Source organism: Kitasatospora sp. NPDC058170 (assembly GCF_042883905.1).
Classification (GTDB): Bacteria; Actinomycetota; Actinomycetes; order Streptomycetales; family Streptomycetaceae; genus Kitasatospora.
In genome coordinates this window covers 85800-102556 of record NZ_JBHVUV010000031.1, presented here as the reverse complement: position 1 = coordinate 102556, position 16757 = coordinate 85800, and the positions used below count along the sequence as shown (strand labels likewise).

The following is a 16757-nucleotide window of genomic DNA, read 5'->3' as shown; positions in this document are numbered from 1 at the left end:
TTACATTCCGAACCCGGAAGCTAAGCCTCACAGCGCCGATGGTACTGCAGGGGGGACCCTGTGGGAGAGTAGGACGCCGCCGAACAATCATTCCAAAAAGACCCCCATCCATTCGGATGGGGGTCTTTTTGCGTTAACGTCTCTGCCAGCACATCTGAGCTCGGTGGAGAGGCGCGATCCCGTTGCAGAACCTGACCCTGACCTGGCACTCCGCCGGGGGCGCCGCGGTCGCTCTCTACGGCGGCTCGTACGCGGCCGCGCGGGCCAGACGGACGCCGTTGTCGGCGATGCTGCGGGAGGCCGGCACGCTGCTGGCGCTGTTCGCGCTCTGGCAGCTGGTCGGGCACCTCTCCGTGATGAGCACCGATCACGCCCTGGACCGGGCGAGCTGGATCCACCGGACGGAACTCTCCCTGGGGCTGCCGGACGAGGCGTCCTGGCAGGCCGCCGTCACGCCCTGCCCGGCCCTGGTGAAGCTCGCGAACTACTACTACGCCTCCATGCACTTCGCGGTGATGATCGGGGTGCTGGTCTGGGTGTTCGTCCGGCACCGCGCGCGGTACGCGTGGGTGCGCAACACCGTGGTGATCACGACGGCGGTCTGTCTGCTGGTCCAGTTCATCCCGGTGGCGCCGCCCCGGATGCTGCCCGGGAACGGCTTCGTGGACGTGGCGAAGGAGTACGGGCAGTCGGTGTACGGGGGCGCGGTCGGCGGGATGGTGGTGGCCGACCAGCTCTCGGCGATGCCCTCGGTGCACGTGGCCTGGTGCGTGCTGGCGGCGGTTGCGGTGATCAAGGTGTCGCCGAGCCCGCTGCGGTGGGTGATGGTGGTCCACCCGGTGCTGACCGTGGCGGTGGTCGTGGTCACGGCGAACCACTTCTGGGCCGACGGCCTGGTGGCGGTGGTGATCCTGCTGTTCGCGTACGCGGCCCAGGCGGCTGCGGGGCGGTGGCGGGCCCGGCGCCCGGAAGCCTCGCCCGAGGGCAGGCCGGCCGAGGAGAGGACCGCGGTACACCCCTGAGGAGCCGGGGCGGGGCAGCGGAAACGACAGGACGCCGGTGGGCCGGACCCGTACGAGAGGGTCCGGCCCACCGGCGTTCACCGGCGTTCAGTGGTGTCCAGCGGCGGCCGCCTCCGGAGGGGCGGTGCCTACCGGATCACTTGACCGGCAGTGCGGCCCGGCCCCACCCGCTGTTGGTCAGCGCGGCGGTGGCCCAGTACCAGGCGACGAGCCCGGAGGCGGCCGCGACCCAGCCGGCGAACTTGGCCAGGCCACCGGTGGTGGTGAAGGTCGCGATCGCGGAGAGCGCCAGGGAGACCGTCAGCAGCCCGTAGACGAGGCGGCTGAACAGGCCGGACTGCCAGGCGGCCGCGGTGAGGCTGAGGGCGAGGAGCGCCCACAGCAGCAGGAACAGCCCTGCCGCGTTCTTCCCGGCCCCGCCGGCCACGGACCAGGTGGCCCAGAAGGCGCCGAGGCTGGTGAAGGCCGTCCCGGTGAAGCCCTCGCCGGCGCGGAGCTGCCAGAGACCGGCGATGAAGAGGGTGAGGCCGCCGAGAAGGTGGGTGAGAGAGGCTGCGTCGCCGGCCTTGGCGCCACTGAAGATGCCAGTGGAGAGCAGGCCGTAGGCGAGGAGAGTCAGGCCGAGGGCGAGGTAGCCGAGGTTACCCGCGTCGGCTCCGGAACGGGCGTTCTGTGCCCCGGTAGCTTCGTTGCTCACCGGAGGCTCCTTTCACTCTGGGCGCGCGCAGGGCGCTGTCAACGCAAGTGGGTGTTCGATGAGGTGGATGCGCGCGACCGCGCCGAGGGCGCACGGCTGGAGCGTGCGACGGCTGCGGTCAGAATGATGGGCCAGCGCGAAAGCCGCTGGTCGTGTCCCCTCCGGGGGATTCCCCGGTGAGATCGGTGTACCCGGCCGGACTGGCTTGTACCCTTGTGAATCGCACAATTTGCGGCGCCGTCAGCTGTCGAACGCTCACGGTCGGCCGGTCGGCGGACAGGCGCGGTCAGCCCGCGCGCTGGGTGGGCACCCGCAGGGTGAGGATCGCCATGTCGTCGGACGGCGGCTCCGGGGCGAAGCGCTCGACGGCCCGCTGGACCCGCAGCGCCACCGCTCCCGCGGTCAGGCCGGTGCAGCCGGTGAGCACCTCGGCCAGGCCGTCGTCGCCCAGCATCCGCAGGCCCTCCCGGCGTTCGGTGACGCCGTCGGTGACGCACAGCAGGACCTCGCCGGGTGAGAGCACCAAGTGCTCGGCGACCAGGTCGAGTTCGTCCATCACCCCGAGCAGCGGTTGCGGCGTGGCGGCCCGGTCGACCTGGCCGTCGGTGCGCAGCCGCAGCGGCAGCGGGTGGCCGGCGCAGACCAGTGAGAGCTCGGTGCTGCCGTCCGGTCGGGGGGTCAGCTCGCCGTACAGCAGGGTCAGGAAGCGGCTGCGTGAACCCTCGTCCAGAATCGCCGCGTTGAGCCGGCTGAGGACCTGCGGGGCGTCCAGGCCCTCGCGGGCGAGCAGCCGCAGCGAGTGCCGGGCGAGGCCGGTGACCGAGGCGGCCTCGGGGCCCGTGCCGCAGACGTCGCCGATGGCGAAGCCGTAGGTGCCCTCGCGGATGGTGAACAGGTCGTAGAAGTCCCCGCCGACCTCGTTGCCCTCGCCGGCGGCCTGGTAGTAGACGTCCACCTCGACGCCCGGGATCTCGGGCAACTCCGGCGGCAGCAGGCTGCGTTGCAGGGCCTGGCTGGTGGCGGTGCGCTCCGAGTAGAGACGCGAGTTGTCGAGTGCCAGGGCCGCCCGGCGGGAGAGGTCCTCGGCGAGCTCCAGGATCTCCTGACGGAATCTGACGCCAGCCGAGGTGCCGAGTGCGAGCAGGCCGATGACCCGGTTGCGGGCGACGAGCGGCAGGACCACCGTCTCGCCGAGCAGGCCGGCGAGTTCGGGGCTCTCGGTCAGTCCGGCGGCGCGGGCGGTGTCGACGGGTGCGGTCCAGAACCGGGCGCCGTGGTTGGGGCCGGAGTCCGGGGCGGCGGTCTTGTCGAGCAGGGCGCGCAGCGGGTCGATGCGGTCCTCGTCCTCGTGCAGGACGAAGGCCGGCGAGGCGGCCGCGCCGTGGTCGCCGTTGGTGTAGACGGCGCACCAGGAGGCCAGGGTGGGGACGGCCATCTGGGCCATCAGGGCGAGGGTCTGCTCGTGTTCGAGGGTGCCGGCCAGCAGGTCGGAGGCCTCCACGAGGAAGGAGAGCGAACCGCGGCGCAGCCGTTCGAGCTCGGTCAGCCGGGCGCTCTCGACGGCGAGGGCGACCCGGTCGGCGGCGAACTGGACGCGCAGCGCGTCCTCGTTGTCGTAGCGGCCGGGTGCGGCGGCCGCGATGCCGAGCGAGCCGATCAGACGGCCCTCGACCTTGAGCGGGACGGTGAGCAGCGAGCGCATGCCGCTGCCGGTGAGGACCGGGAGGCCGGTGGGGCGGGTGGCGAGGTCCTCGTGGACGGAGGGCAGCCGGGCGGAGTCGTAGCGGTTGCCGCTCTCGACCGGGAAGCGGGTGTGCCGGCGGTGGCCGGAGGTGAGCCCGGTCGCGGCCCGCACCTCGAACTCGGCCTCGTCGTCGGTGGTGAGCAGCACGTAGGCGGCGTCGGCGTCGAGCAGGTCGCGGGCGCGTTCGACGGTGCGCTGGAGCAGGGAGTCGAGGTCGTCGGTGAGCGAGGGCCCGGAGAGCAGGTCGAGCCGGGTGCCGGCCGGGTCGGGGGCGTCGGCGGGCAGGCCGCGGGCGGGGGAGCGCAGGACGGCGCGGTCGGGTTCGCTCACCAGCAGGCAGAGCGTGGACGGGACGCCCTGGGTGTCGCGGATGCGGACCTGGACGCCGTACACGTCGACGGTCTGGCCGTCGGCGCGGCGCAGGCCGAAGCTGCCCTCCCAGCGGGCCAGTCGGAGGGTCTCGGCGAGACCGAGGCCGATGCCGGGGGACTGCGGCCAGGCGGCGAGGTCGGCCCAGGGCAGGCCGAGGACGGTGTCGGCGGGGTGCTGGAAGAGCGCCTCGGCGTCCGGGTTCCAGGCGAGGACCCGGCCGTCGTCGTCGAGTTGGACCACCGCGACGTGCACCGGTCCCGCGGTGCTGGGCAGTTCGCTGCCCGGGGTGGCGGGGACCGCGTACCGGGTGCCGATCACGTGGGCGGGCAGGGCGAGGCGGAACCAGACGGTCTTGCGGCCGGCGGAGTACTCGACGCCCCAGCGTTCGGCGAGGGCGGAGCACATCAGCAGGCCGCGGCCGCCCTCGCCGTCGGGGTCGGCGTAGCGGTCGGAGGCGGTGACGGGGACGTCGGCGAAGGAGGGGAGGCCGCGCTCGGGATGGTGGTCGGTGACCTCGATCCGGACGGTCTCCTCCTCCCGCAGACAGCAGACCTCGGCGGCGGTGCCGGCGTGCACGACGGCGTTGGTGACGAGTTCGCTGACCAGGACGACGGCGTCGTCGACGACCTCGGGCAGGCCCCAGCCCAGCAGGGCGTCCCGGACGAAGCCGCGGGCGGCGCCGGCCGAGCGGCCGACGGGTTCGAAGGTGGCGGCTGCGCGCGCGGTGACCACGTTGCCACTTCTCCTCTGCTCTGGCCCTGGCTGTCCCGGTGCGGCGCCGACTCCCGGCGCGCCGGCCGGGCGGGCGGCGGCGCTGGGGCGGGTCGTGGCCCGGTGCAGCGCTCCACCCTACTTTCCGGTTGGTTCCCCGTGGGGGCGGGGCGGTGAAACAGGCACCTGAGGGTGATTCTCCCCACCTGTTTCGGCCGGGGCGGTACCAACCGAGCGCAACCGGCCGTATACCCGGCGCCGGTGCTGCCAGACTGGGGGGTCCACGAGGGCCGGTCGGGCAGTACGGTCGTTGCGGGTGCCGGTGCGCCGAGAGGGCCGCCGGTGCGCAGTTGCGCCGGGCCGGTGGCCGGGCCGGGGCCCGATGGGGCGCGGGGCGGTCACCGGACAGTTCACGATGTGGGAGGGTCCCGTTGAGTTCGGCCACCAAGGACGCAACCGGTACGACGCCGCCGGCTCCGCGCGGCGGGCGGCCCGGGGCCGCGCCGCGGAGCGCGGCCGGTCGGCGAGTGAACCACAACCGGGGCGCCGAGCCGGCCGAGCTGCGCAAGTTGCTGGCCGCGCTGACCGCGATGCGGGACGGCAACTTCCGGCGCCGGCTGACGGTGCCGGGGGACGGGCCGCTCGCGGAGATCGCGGCGGTGTTCAACGAGGTCGCCGAGCGGAACCAGCACCTGACGGGCGAACTGGCCCGGGTCCGCCGGGCGGTGGGCCGCGAGGGCCGGCTGAACGAGCGGCTGGAGACCGGCGCGGGCGAGGGCGCCTGGATGGCCGCGGTCGACAACTGCAACGCCCTGATCGACGACCTGGCCCGGCCGATGGCCGAGGTGGGCCGGGTGCTGGCCTCGATCGCCGAGGGCGACCTGGACCAGAAGATGGAGCTCCGCTCGCTGCACAGCAACGGGGTGAGCCACCCGCTGCGCGGTGAGTACCTGAAGATCGGGCGGACCGTCAACGGGCTGGTGGACCAGCTGTCGGAGTTCACCGACGAGGTGACCCGGGTGGCGATCGAGGTCGGCACCGAGGGCAAGCTCGGCGGCCAGGCCAAGGTGCGCAGCGTCTCGGGCAGCTGGAAGGACCTGGCGGACTCGGTCAACACCATGGCGGGCCGGCTGACCGCGCAGGTGCGCAACATCGCCCAGGTGACCACCGCGGTGGCCAAGGGCGACCTGTCGCGCAAGGTCACGGTCGAGGTGGCCGGCGAGATGCTGGAGCTGAAGAACACCGTCAACACGATGGTGGACCAGCTCAACGGCTTTGCCGCGCAGGTCACCCGGGTCGCCCGGGACGTCGGGACGGAGGGCCGGCTCGGCGGTCAGGCGCAGGTGCCGGGCGTCGCCGGGGTCTGGCGGGACCTGACCGACTCGGTGAACTTCATGGCCGACAACCTGACCGGCCAGGTGCGCAACATCGCCCAGGTGACCACCGCGGTGGCGCGCGGGGACCTCTCGCAGAAGATCGAGGTGGACGCGCGGGGCGAGATCCTGGAGTTGAAGAACACCATCAACACGATGGTGGACCAGCTCTCCGGCTTCGCGGAACAGGTGACCCGGGTGGCCCGCCAGGTGGGCACCGAGGGGCGCCTCGGCGGCCAGGCGCAGGTGCCGGGCGCGGCCGGGGTCTGGCGGGACCTGACCGACAACGTCAACTTCATGGCGAACAACCTGACCGACCAGGTGCGCAACATCGCCCAGGTGACCACGGCGGTCGCCAAGGGCGACCTGTCGCAGAAGATCCAGGTGGACGCGCGGGGCGAGATCCTGGAGCTGAAGAACACCATCAACACGATGGTGGACCAGCTGGGGGCCTTCGCGGACGAGGTGACCCGGGTCGCCCGGGACGTCGGCACCGAGGGCATCCTCGGCGGGCAGGCCAGCGTGCCGGGGGTGTCCGGCACCTGGAAGGACCTGACCAACAGCGTCAACCTGATGGCCAACAACCTGACCAGCCAGGTCCGCAACATCGCCGAGGTGACCACCGCGGTGGCCCGCGGCGACGTCTCGAAGAAGATCACCGTCGACGCCCGCGGCGAGATCCTGGAACTGGTCACCACCGTCAACACCATGGTCGACCAGCTGTCGGCGTTCGCCGACGAGGTGACCCGGGTGGCGCGCGAGGTGGGTACCGAGGGGATCCTGGGCGGCCAGGCCCGGGTGCGCGGGGTGTCGGGCATCTGGAAGGACCTGACCGACAACGTCAACTTCATGGCCTCCAACCTGACGAGCCAGGTGCGGAACATCGCCGAGGTCGCCACCGCGGTGGCCCGCGGTGACCTCTCCAAGAAGATCACCATCGAGGCGCAGGGCGAGGTCGCGGCGCTCGCCGGCACCCTGAACACCATGGTCGACCAGCTCTCCGCCTTCGCGGTGGAGGTGACCCGGGTGGCCCGCGAGGTGGGAACCGACGGCATCCTGGGCGGCCAGGCCGGGGTGCCGGGCGTGGCCGGTATCTGGAAGGACCTGACCGACAACGTCAACCTGATGGCCAACAACCTGACGGGCCAGGTCCGCAACATCGCCCTGGTGATCACGGCGGTGGCCCGGGGCGACCTGTCGCAGAAGATCGACGTGGACGCGCGCGGCGAGATCCTCGAGCTCAAGACCAGCATCAACACCATGGTCGACCAGCTGGGCTCGTTCGCCGACGAGGTGACCCGGGTGGCCCGCGAGGTGGGCACCGACGGACGGCTCGGCGGCCAGGCCCGCGTCCCCGGTGTGGACGGCACCTGGCAGGACCTCACCGAGTCGGTGAACGAGCTGGCCAACAACCTGACCCGGCAGGTGCGCGCGATCGCACAGGTCGCCACCGCGGTCACCAGGGGCGACCTCTCGCTGCGGATCGACGTGGACGCCTCCGGTGAGCTCGACGAGCTCAAGGACAACATCAACCAGATGATCGCCAACCTGCGCGAGACCACCCGCACCAACCAGGAGCAGGACTGGCTGAAGACCAACCTGGCCCGGATCTCCGGCCTGCTGCAGGGCCGCCGGGACCTGGAGGCGGTCGCCTCACTGATCATGACCGAGCTGACCCCGGTGGTCTCCGCCCAGCACGGCGCCTTCTTCCTGGCCCAGCCGGCCGGCCGCACCGCCGAGCTGATCACCGAGGACGACGACGAGAACGACACCGTGCTGCGGCTGATCGGCAGCTACGGCTACCAGCGCCGGGCGATGCCGACGACCTTCCGGCCCGGCGAGTCGCTGATCGGTCAGGCCGCGGTGGAGAAGCGCTCGATCATCCTCAAGGAGGCCCCGCCCGGGTACCTGAAGATCGCCTCGGGGCTGGGCGAGGCCTCACCGGCCCACATCGTCGTCCTGCCGGTGCTGTTCGAGGGCCGGCTGCTGGGCGTGATCGAGCTGGCCACCTTCAGCTCCTTCACCACCGTCGCGCTGGACTTCCTCAACCAGATCGCCGACCTGATCGGCGTCACCGTCAACACCATCAGCGTCAACACCAAGACCGAGGGCCTGCTGCTGGAGTCCCAGCGGCTCACCGCGGAACTCTCCATGCGGTCCGCCGAGTTGGAGGCCCGCCAGGAGGAGCTGGAGCGCACCAACGAGGAGTTGCAGGAGAAGGCCGAGCAACTCGCCCAGCAGAACCGCGACATCGAGATCAAGAACAGCGAGATCGAGGAGGCCCGGCAGGTCCTGGAGGAGCGCGCCGAACAGCTCGCCCTCGCCTCCCGCTACAAGAGCGAGTTCCTCGCCAACATGTCGCACGAGCTGCGCACCCCGCTCAACTCGCTGCTGATCCTGGCCAAGCTGCTCTCCGACAACAACGAGGGCAACCTCTCGCCCAAGCAGGTCGAGTTCGCCGACACCATCCACGGCGCCGGCTCCGACCTGCTCCAGCTGATCAACGACATCCTCGACCTGTCCAAGGTCGAGGCCGGCAAGATGGACGTCCGCCCGGCCAGGATCGCCCTGGTCCAGCTGGTCGACTACGTCGAGGCCACCTTCCAGCCCGTCGCGGTGGACAAGAACCTGGACTTCGCCGTCCGGGTCTCGCCCGCCCTGCCGGTCACCCTGCACACCGACGAGCAGCGGCTCCAGCAGGTGCTGCGCAACCTGATCTCCAACGCGGTCAAGTTCACCGACGCCGGGGCCGTCGACTTCTCGATCAGCCCGGCCGGCCCGGACGTCCCGCAGCACGTCCGCGAGCGGCTGCTGGAGTCCGGGGCGATCAGGGACCCGGACGACGCGCTGATCGCCTTCGCGGTCTCCGACACCGGCATCGGCATCCCCGGCAACAAGCTGCGGGAGATCTTCGAGGCGTTCAAGCAGGCCGACGGCACCACCAGCCGCAAGTACGGCGGCACCGGCCTCGGTCTGTCGATCAGCCGGGAGATCGCCCGGCTGCTGGGCGGTGAGATCCACGCCGAGAGCGAGCTCGGCAAGGGCTCGACCTTCACCCTGTACCTGCCGCTGCGCACCGAGGCCGCGGACCTCCCCGGCGCCGGGCAGCCTCTGCAGGCCGCCCCGGCGGTGCGCGCCGCGGTCGGGGTCACCCCGGCCGGCACGCCCGTCCCGGTCGGCGAGAACCCGGCCGACCACTGGGCCCAGGAGGTCCGCGAACTCGCCGAGGAGCGCCGCCGGGGCGCCGTCGAGCGCCGCCGCGCGGCCGCCCTGGAGGGGCCGGGCCTCACGTCCGTGCCCGCCGCGGCGGTCCGCTCGGCCGGGCGGGTGGCCGCCCGCTTCGACGGCGAGCAGGTGCTGATCGTGGACGACGACGTCCGCAACGTCTTCGCCCTCACCAGCGTGCTGGAGCAGCACGGCCTGACCGTGCTGTACGCCGAGAACGGCCGGGAGGGCATCGAGATGCTCGAGCAGCACGAGAACGTCGCGCTGGTCCTGATGGACATCATGATGCCGGAGATGGACGGCTACGCGACCACCGAGGCGATCCGGCGGATGCCGCAGTTCGCCGGGCTGCCGATCATCGCGCTGACCGCCAAGGCGATGAAGGGCGACCGCGAGAAGTCCCTGGAGGCCGGCGCCACCGACCACATCACCAAGCCGGTCGAGACCGACCACCTGCTCGCGGTGATGCGGCAGCGCCTGCACCGCGACTGACGGCAGGGCCGGCCCACCGGGGGCGTGAAGCACGGGGTCCGCTCCGGGCTTCGCGCCAGCCGGGGGGCCGGTTTGCTGGCGGGGAGGGGCGGGAACCGGGTAGGGTCACCGATCGTTGCGAACAGTGACCGAATGGCAACACGCTGCTGAGCGTGCGCCGGTGCACTGGATGCGCGCCGCTCCGGATCATCTCGCGACGGAGCGATGTGCCGGGCGAGGGGGTGCGGCTAGCATGACCGGGGTAGTGGTGGGCAGTACGCGGGTGCCTTCCCCAGGCAGTCAGACGTCAGGAGGGCGGGTCGTAATGCAGAAAGCGAAGATCCTCCTGGTCGACGACCGGCCGGAGAACCTGCTGGCGCTGGAGGCGATCCTCTCCGCGCTGGACCAGACGCTGGTCCGCGCCGCGTCCGGCGAGGAGGCGCTCAAGGCGCTGCTCACCGACGACTTCGCGGTGATCCTGCTGGACGTCCAGATGCCCGGGATGGACGGTTTCGAGACCGCCGCGCACATCAAGCGGCGCGAGCGCACCCGGGACATCCCGATCATCTTCCTGACCGCGATCAACCACGGACCGCACCACACGTTCCGGGGCTACGCGGCCGGTGCCGTCGACTACATCTCCAAACCGTTCGATCCCTGGGTGCTGCGCGCCAAGGTCTCGGTCTTCGTCGACCTCTACGTGAAGAACTGCCAGCTGAGGGAGCAGGCCGCACTGCTGCGCCTGCAGCTGGAGGCGGGCGAGAGCCGGCCGGCCATCGGCGGCGCGCTGCTCGGCGAGCTGTCGGCGCGGCTGGCGTCCGTGGAGGAGCAGGCCGAGGCGCTCGGCAAGCAGCTGGACGGTGCCGAGCACAGCGGGGCGGCCGCGACCGCGGCGCACCTGGAGCGCAAGCTCGCGGAGCTGCGGCGCGCCCTGGAGGCGCTCCGCCCGGGGACGGACTGAGACGGTCCGCTTCCGCCGTCCGGGTGAAAGCGGATCAGCGTGACGGTGTGTCTGCGACACGGCCGGGCCCCCCGGCTCGGCCGCATGTGCACGGGTGGTCGGCGCCGGTAGGCTGCTGAGCCATGGCCACACGTACGCCCGGAAGCGCGGCACGCAACTCGAGTCCGGGACCGTCCAAGAAGGCCGCGGCGAAGGCTCCGGCCAAGCCGCCCGCGAAGAAGGCGGCCGCCAAGAAGGCCGCCCCGGCGAAGAAGGCTCCGGCCAAGCCGGCCCCGGCTCCGGCCGCGCCGCCCCCGCCGAAGCCGATACTCTTCCGCGCCGTGCGCGCCGTCTGGCTCGGTCTGGCGCACGGCGTCGGCGCCGTGTTCCGGGGGTTCGGCGACGGCGCCAAGAACCTGGACCCGGCCCACCGCAAGGACGGCGTCGGCCTGCTGCTGTTCGCGCTCGCGCTGGTCACCGCGGCCGGTACCTGGTTCAGCCCGCAGGGCTGGCTGGGCCAGGCGGCCACCAACGTGGTGTCCGGGCTGTTCGGCCGGCTGGACGTGCTGGTGCCCTTCCTGCTCGCGGCGGTCGCGATCCGGCTGATCCGCCACCCGGAGCTGCCGGAGGCCAACGGGCGGATCATGATCGGCCTGAGCGCGCTGCTGGTCGGCGTCCTCGGCCTGGTCCACATCGGCTGCGGCGCTCCCATGATGGGCAGCGGCGCCACCCGGATAAGGGCGGCCGGCGGCATCATCGGCTGGGCCGCCTCCACCCCGATGATGGCCGCCGCCGGGCCCGCGCTCGCGGTGCCGCTGCTCCTGCTGCTGGCGCTCTTCGGCCTGCTGGTGGTCACCGCCACCCCGCTCAACCGGATCCCCGAGCGGCTGCGGTCGGTCGGGGTCCGGCTCGGCGTGGTCGAGCCCCGCCCGCAGGACGGGCCGGCCGACGGGCGCGCGCCGGAGTGGGAGCTGTCCACCGAGCCGCCGGAGGACGCCGACCCCTCGGCGCTGCCCTTCACGGTGGACACCGACGGCGACGGCCCGCCGGACGAGATCGCCGCCCGCCGGCGGCGCCGCCGGCGCAAGCAGTCGGACGAGCCGGAGCCCGCCCCCGCCGTCCCCGACATGTTCGTGAAGGACCCCGAGGACCCGTACGCCACCCGCAACCTCGCCGCCGGGGCCGCCGCCGACCTGGACGGCGCGCTGGTCTACGGCGTGCCCGCCTCCTCGGCGGTGGCGGACATGATGCACCAGGTGCAGGACCGCACAGCCCCGCCGGAGGAGCCGGCCGTCCCGGCCGCCCGCGCCGGCGGCCAGGGGGCGCCCGAGGAGCACGGCCCGGCGCCGGTGCGGATGGAGCAGCTCCAGCTCTCCGGAGACATCACCTACGCGCTGCCCTCCCTCGACCTGCTGGAGCGCGGGGGCCCCGGCAAGACCCGCAGCAAGCTCAACGACGACGTGGTCGCCCAGCTCACCGGCGTCTTCGCCGAGTTCAAGGTGGACGCCCGGGTCACCGGCTTCACCCGGGGCCCGACGGTCACCCGCTACGAGGTCGAGCTCGGCCCCGCCGTCAAGGTCGAGCGGATCACCGCGCTCGCCAAGAACATCGCCTACGCGGTGGCCAGCGCGGACGTGCGGATCATCAGCCCGATCCCCGGCAAGTCGGCGGTCGGCATCGAGATCCCCAACCTCGACCGGGAGATGGTCAACCTCGGCGACCTGCTGCGCTCGCGCGCGGCCGCCGACGACCCGCACCCGATGCTGGTCGGCATGGGCAAGGACGTCGAGGGCCACACCGTGATGGCCAACCTCGCCAAGATGCCGCACATCCTGGTGGCGGGCGCGACCGGCGCGGGCAAGTCCTCCTGCATCAACTGCCTGATCACCTCGGTGCTGGTCCGGGCCACCCCGGACGAGGTCCGGATGGTGCTGGTCGACCCCAAGCGGGTCGAGCTGACGGCCTACGAGGGCATCCCGCACCTGATCACGCCGATCATCACCAACCCGAAGAAGGCCGCCGAGGCCCTCCAGTGGGTGGTGCGCGAGATGGACCTGCGCTACGACGACCTCGCCGCGTTCGGCTTCCGGCACGTGGACGACTTCAACGCGGCGGTGAAGGCCGGCAAGGTCACCCCGCCGCTCGGCAGCGAGCGCGAGCTGACGCCGTACCCGTACCTGCTGGTGATCGTCGACGAGCTGGCCGACCTGATGATGGTCGCCCCGCGCGACGTCGAGGACTCGGTGGTCCGGATCACCCAGCTCGCCCGCGCGGCCGGCATCCACCTGGTGCTGGCGACCCAGCGGCCCTCGGTGGACGTGGTCACCGGTCTGATCAAGGCCAACGTGCCGTCCCGGCTGGCGTTCGCCACCTCGGCGATGGCCGACTCCCGGGTCATCCTGGACCAGCCCGGCGCGGAGAAGCTGATCGGCAAGGGCGACGCGCTCTTCCTCCCGATGGGCGCCAGCAAGCCGATCCGGATGCAGGGCGGGTTCGTCACCGAGGCGGAGATCGCCGCCGTGGTCCAGCACTGCAAGGACCAGCTGGCGGCCGCCTACCGGGACGACGTGACCGTTGGCGGCGGGCCGAAGAAGGAGATCGACGAGGAGATCGGCGACGACCTCGACCTGTTGATCCAGGCGGCCGAGCTCGTCGTCTCCACCCAGTTCGGCTCCACCTCGATGCTCCAGCGCAAGCTGCGGGTCGGCTTCGCCAAGGCCGGCCGGCTGATGGACCTGATGGAGTCGCGCGGGATCGTCGGTCCCAGCGAGGGCTCCAAGGCCCGCGACGTGCTCGTCACACCGGACGAGCTGGACGGCATCATCGTGGGAATCCGGGGCTGATCCGGGTGCGCACGGAAGGTGGTCCCCGATCCGGTTCACTCGTTCGGTGGAGGGTAGGCGCGGTGTACGGAACCGAACGGGCGTGCACCGCGTCACACGCCGCAAAGCGGCCTGTGTGCACGGCCCCCGCCCGCGCTGATGCCAGGTCAGCGCGGGAGCGGGCCCCGGCCCGGACCGGTCCGCGCATTCGGTCCTATTCCGCTTGAGAAACGATCCGCCCGCGCCCCTAGACTGTTCTCCAGCAGGTGGCCATCCGCTCGAAAGGCGTGCCCCGTGACCATCGGCAAGTCCCCCGACCGCGAGAACGCCCCGTCGTCCGCCCACCCGGCCGGTGACGCGGAGCACGCGGCCGATGCCCCGAGCATCGGCCGGGTGCTGTCCGTCGCCCGGATCGACGCCGGACTCACGGTGGATCAGGTGAGTACCAGCACCCGGGTCCGGGTGCCCATCGTGCATTCCATCGAGGAGGACGACTTCGGCCGCTGCGGCGGCGATTTCTACGCCCGTGGCCATATCCGCGCGATCGCCCGCGCGGTCGGCGTGGACGGCGAGGAGCTCGTCGCCCGCTACGACGCCGCGCACGGCGGCGCCCCGGCCCAGCGGCGTCCGGCCCAGCTGCTGGACACCGGGCCGATCAAGGTCACCGACCGCCGCCGGCCGAACTGGACGGCCGCCATGGTCGCCGCGATCGTCGCCGTGGTCGCCCTGATCGGCTTCAACCTGGTCAGCGGCAAGACGGGCGGCTCGACCACCGGCTCCGCCAGTGCGCCGCTGCCCAGCGGCTCCGGCACCGGCTCGGTGGCCCCGGCGCCCTCGCCCAGCGTGCAGCCGCCCGCCCCGGCGCCCAGCGTCGCGGCGATCGCCGCCGCCCCGGCCGACAAGGTCACCGTGAAGCTGGTCGCCGAGAAGGACACCAGCTGGGTGTCCGCACTGGACGGCACCGGAAAGTCGCTGTTCCAGAACAACATCGCGGAGGGTCAGGACCAGACCTTCACCGACCCCAAGCAGATCAAGCTGGTGATCGGCAACGCCGGGGCCGTGCACGTGTACGTCAACGGCAAGGACCTCGGTCCGGCGGGCAAGAACGGCCAGGTGGTGCACGTCACGTACACCCCCGGCGACCCGCAGGCTGGCTGACCACGACGGGGTCGGGGCCCGGCGGAAGGCCGGCAAAGCGAGGCGCGCGGCCTCCGGGGCGAACGGCACCGGGGGCCGCGCGTTAATCTTGGCCCTATGCCTGAACGCCGTACTGTCGCCCTTGTCACGCTCGGATGCGCCCGCAACGAGGTGGACTCCGAGGAACTCGCCGGGCGACTGGAGGCCGACGGCTGGTCCCTGGTCGACGATGCCGCCGAAGCCGATGTCGCCGTCGTGAACACCTGCGGCTTTGTCGAGGCCGCCAAGAAGGACTCCGTCGACGCCCTGCTGGAGGCCAACGACCTCAAGGGGCACGGCCGCACCCAGGCCGTCGTCGCGGTCGGCTGTATGGCCGAGCGGTACGGCAAGGAGCTGGCCGAGGCCCTGCCCGAAGCGGACGGGGTGCTCGGCTTCGACGACTACGCCGACATCTCCGACCGCCTGCAGACCATCCTCTCCGGCGGCCACCACGCCTCGCACATCCCGCGCGACCGCCGCAAGCTGCTGCCGCTGAGCCCGGTCGAGCGCCAGGCCGCGGCCGCCGAGGTCGCGCTGCCCGGCCACGGCGCCCCCGAGGACCTCCCGGCGGGCCTCGCGCCCGCCTCCGGCCCGCGCACCCTGCGCAAGCGGCTGGACGACAGCCCGGTCGCCTCCGTGAAGCTCGCCTCCGGCTGCGACCGGCGCTGCTCCTTCTGCGCCATCCCGGCCTTCCGCGGCTCGTTCATCTCCCGCCGCCCCTCCGACGTCCTGCACGAGGCCCAGTGGCTGGCCGGCGAGGGCGTCCGCGAGGTCGTCCTGGTCAGCGAGAACAACACCTCGTACGGCAAGGACCTCGGCGACATCCGGCTGCTGGAGACGCTGCTCGGCGGGATCTCCGAGATCGAGGGCGTCGAGCGGGTCCGGGTCTCCTACCTGCAGCCCGCCGAGATGCGCCCCGGCCTGATCGACGCGATGACCGGCACCGCCGACGTGGTGCCGTACTTCGACCTGTCCTTCCAGCACTCCGCGCCCGCCGTGCTGCGCCGGATGCGCCGCTTCGGCTCCACCGACCAGTTCCTGGAGCTGCTCGGGACGATCCGCGGCAAGGCCCCGCAGGCCGGCGCGCGGTCCAACTTCATCGTCGGCTTCCCCGGTGAGACCGAGGAGGACTTCGCCGAGCTGGAGCGCTTCGTCACCAACGCCGGCCTGGACGCGATCGGCGTCTTCGGCTACTCCGACGAGGACGGCACCGAGGCCGCGACCTTCGACGGCAAGCTGCCCGAGGACGTGGTGGCGGACCGGCTCGACCGGCTGACCCGGCTCGCCGAGGAGATGACCGCCCAGCGGGCCGAGCAGCGGATCGGCACCGAGGTCGAGGTGCTGATCGAGTCCGTGGAGGGCGACCTGGTCGAGGGCCGCGCCGCCCACCAGGCCCCCGAGACGGACGGCCTCACCGCGCTCACCGGCGTCGAGAACCCCGAGATCGGCCAGTTCTACCGGGCCCGGGTGGTCGCCAGCGAGGGCGTCGACCTGGTCGCCGAGGCGCTGGAGCAGGTCCGGGTGCCCAGGCTCGCGGGGGCCCAGGCCGCGGGAGCCGGGGAATGACCAAAGGGCCCGGCGCCCCGACCGCGGCCCACCCGGGCAGACCGGAGGCCGAGGTGCCCGCGGCGCCGGGCATCTGGAACATCGCGAACATGCTCACGATGCTCCGGCTGCTGCTGGTGCCGGTCTTCGTCGCGCTGCTCTTCGCCGACGGCGGCCACGACCCGAAGTGGCGCGCGGTCGCCTGGGCCTCCTTCGCCGTCGCGATGATCACCGACCTCTTCGACGGCGAGCTGGCCCGCCGCAAGGGTCTGGTCACGGACTTCGGCAAGATCGCCGACCCGATCGCCGACAAGGCGATCATGGGCTCGGCGCTGATCGGCCTGTCGATCCTGGGCGACCTGCCGTGGTGGGTCACGGTGGTGATCCTGGCGCGCGAGCTCGGCATCACGCTGATGCGGTTCTGGGTGATCCGGTACGGGGTGATCCCGGCCAGCCGGGGCGGCAAGCTGAAGACGCTCACCCAGGGCATCGCGGTGGGCATGTACGTGCTGGAGCTGACCGGCTGGCTGGCCACCGCGCGGGCCGTGCTGATGGCGCTGGCGGTGCTGCTGACCGTGGGCACCGCGCTGGACTACGTCGGACAGGCGCTGCGACTGCGCCGCGAGGGGCTGGCCGCGGCGCGCGCCGGCCGGTGAAGG

9 protein-coding genes and 1 rRNA gene are annotated in these 16757 nt (G+C 72.3%); 8 read left to right on the top strand and 2 right to left on the bottom strand.

Annotation, left to right across the window (positions count from 1 at the left end; all coding sequences use genetic code 11):
- Together rrf and ACFVVX_RS30200 are read left to right on the top strand one after the other, a co-directional pair.
- A 5S ribosomal RNA gene (rrf, locus tag ACFVVX_RS30205) occupies positions 1-85 on the top strand; the annotation flags it as partial.
- 97 nt (positions 86-182) lie between these two features.
- Positions 183-1022: a phosphatase PAP2 family protein gene (locus ACFVVX_RS30200; RefSeq protein ID WP_387950200.1), complete on the top strand. Its 840-nt coding sequence runs from the start codon at positions 183-185 to the stop codon at positions 1020-1022.
- A gap of 136 nt (positions 1023-1158) precedes the next feature.
- Here the strand turns inward: ACFVVX_RS30200 and ACFVVX_RS30195 are convergent, their stop codons facing one another.
- Together ACFVVX_RS30195 and ACFVVX_RS30190 are read right to left on the bottom strand one after the other, a co-directional pair.
- A complete protein-coding gene (locus ACFVVX_RS30195; protein WP_387950199.1) occupies positions 1159-1719 on the bottom strand; it encodes an acetate uptake transporter in 561 nt (186 codons plus the stop codon).
- Between the two features lie 286 nt (positions 1720-2005).
- A complete protein-coding gene (locus ACFVVX_RS30190; RefSeq protein ID WP_387950197.1) occupies positions 2006-4567 on the bottom strand; it encodes a SpoIIE family protein phosphatase in 2562 nt (853 codons plus the stop codon).
- Positions 4568-5073: 506 nt separating this feature from the next.
- Between ACFVVX_RS30190 and ACFVVX_RS30185 the strand changes: the two genes are divergently transcribed.
- From ACFVVX_RS30185 to pgsA, 6 genes are all read left to right on the top strand, one after another.
- A complete protein-coding gene (locus tag ACFVVX_RS30185) occupies positions 5074-9636 on the top strand; it encodes a HAMP domain-containing protein (protein ID WP_387950195.1) in 4563 nt (1520 codons plus the stop codon).
- A 304-nt stretch (positions 9637-9940) separates the two neighbouring features.
- On the top strand, positions 9941-10576 hold the full coding sequence (locus ACFVVX_RS30180; RefSeq protein WP_387950193.1) for a response regulator: 636 nt from the start codon (positions 9941-9943) through the stop codon (positions 10574-10576).
- Between the two features lie 122 nt (positions 10577-10698).
- A complete protein-coding gene (locus tag ACFVVX_RS30175; RefSeq protein WP_387950191.1) occupies positions 10699-13398 on the top strand; it encodes a DNA translocase FtsK in 2700 nt (899 codons plus the stop codon).
- A gap of 273 nt (positions 13399-13671) precedes the next feature.
- On the top strand, positions 13672-14535 hold the full coding sequence (locus tag ACFVVX_RS30170) for a helix-turn-helix domain-containing protein (RefSeq protein ID WP_387950189.1): 864 nt from the start codon (positions 13672-13674) through the stop codon (positions 14533-14535).
- A gap of 96 nt (positions 14536-14631) precedes the next feature.
- Entirely contained in the window at positions 14632-16119 is a 1488-nt protein-coding gene (rimO, locus tag ACFVVX_RS30165) for a 30S ribosomal protein S12 methylthiotransferase RimO (protein ID WP_387950187.1), read from the top strand.
- On the top strand, positions 16116-16754 hold the full coding sequence (gene pgsA / locus ACFVVX_RS30160; protein ID WP_387950185.1) for a CDP-diacylglycerol--glycerol-3-phosphate 3-phosphatidyltransferase: 639 nt from the start codon (positions 16116-16118) through the stop codon (positions 16752-16754). Before rimO ends, pgsA begins: the two co-directional genes overlap by 4 nt.
- Positions 16755-16757: the final 3 nt, after the last annotated feature.

What these genes read in the sequence shown, in the direction of transcription:
- ACFVVX_RS30180 (WP_387950193.1), top strand. Translation starts at nt 9,941, where the DNA reads ATGCAGAAAGCGAAGATCCTCCTGGTCGACGACCGGCCGGAGAACCTG.
- ACFVVX_RS30175 (WP_387950191.1), top strand. Translation starts at nt 10,699, where the DNA reads ATGGCCACACGTACGCCCGGAAGCGCGGCACGCAACTCGAGTCCGGGA.
- rimO (WP_387950187.1), top strand. Translation starts at nt 14,632, where the DNA reads ATGCCTGAACGCCGTACTGTCGCCCTTGTCACGCTCGGATGCGCCCGC.
- pgsA (WP_387950185.1), top strand. Translation starts at nt 16,116, where the DNA reads ATGACCAAAGGGCCCGGCGCCCCGACCGCGGCCCACCCGGGCAGACCG.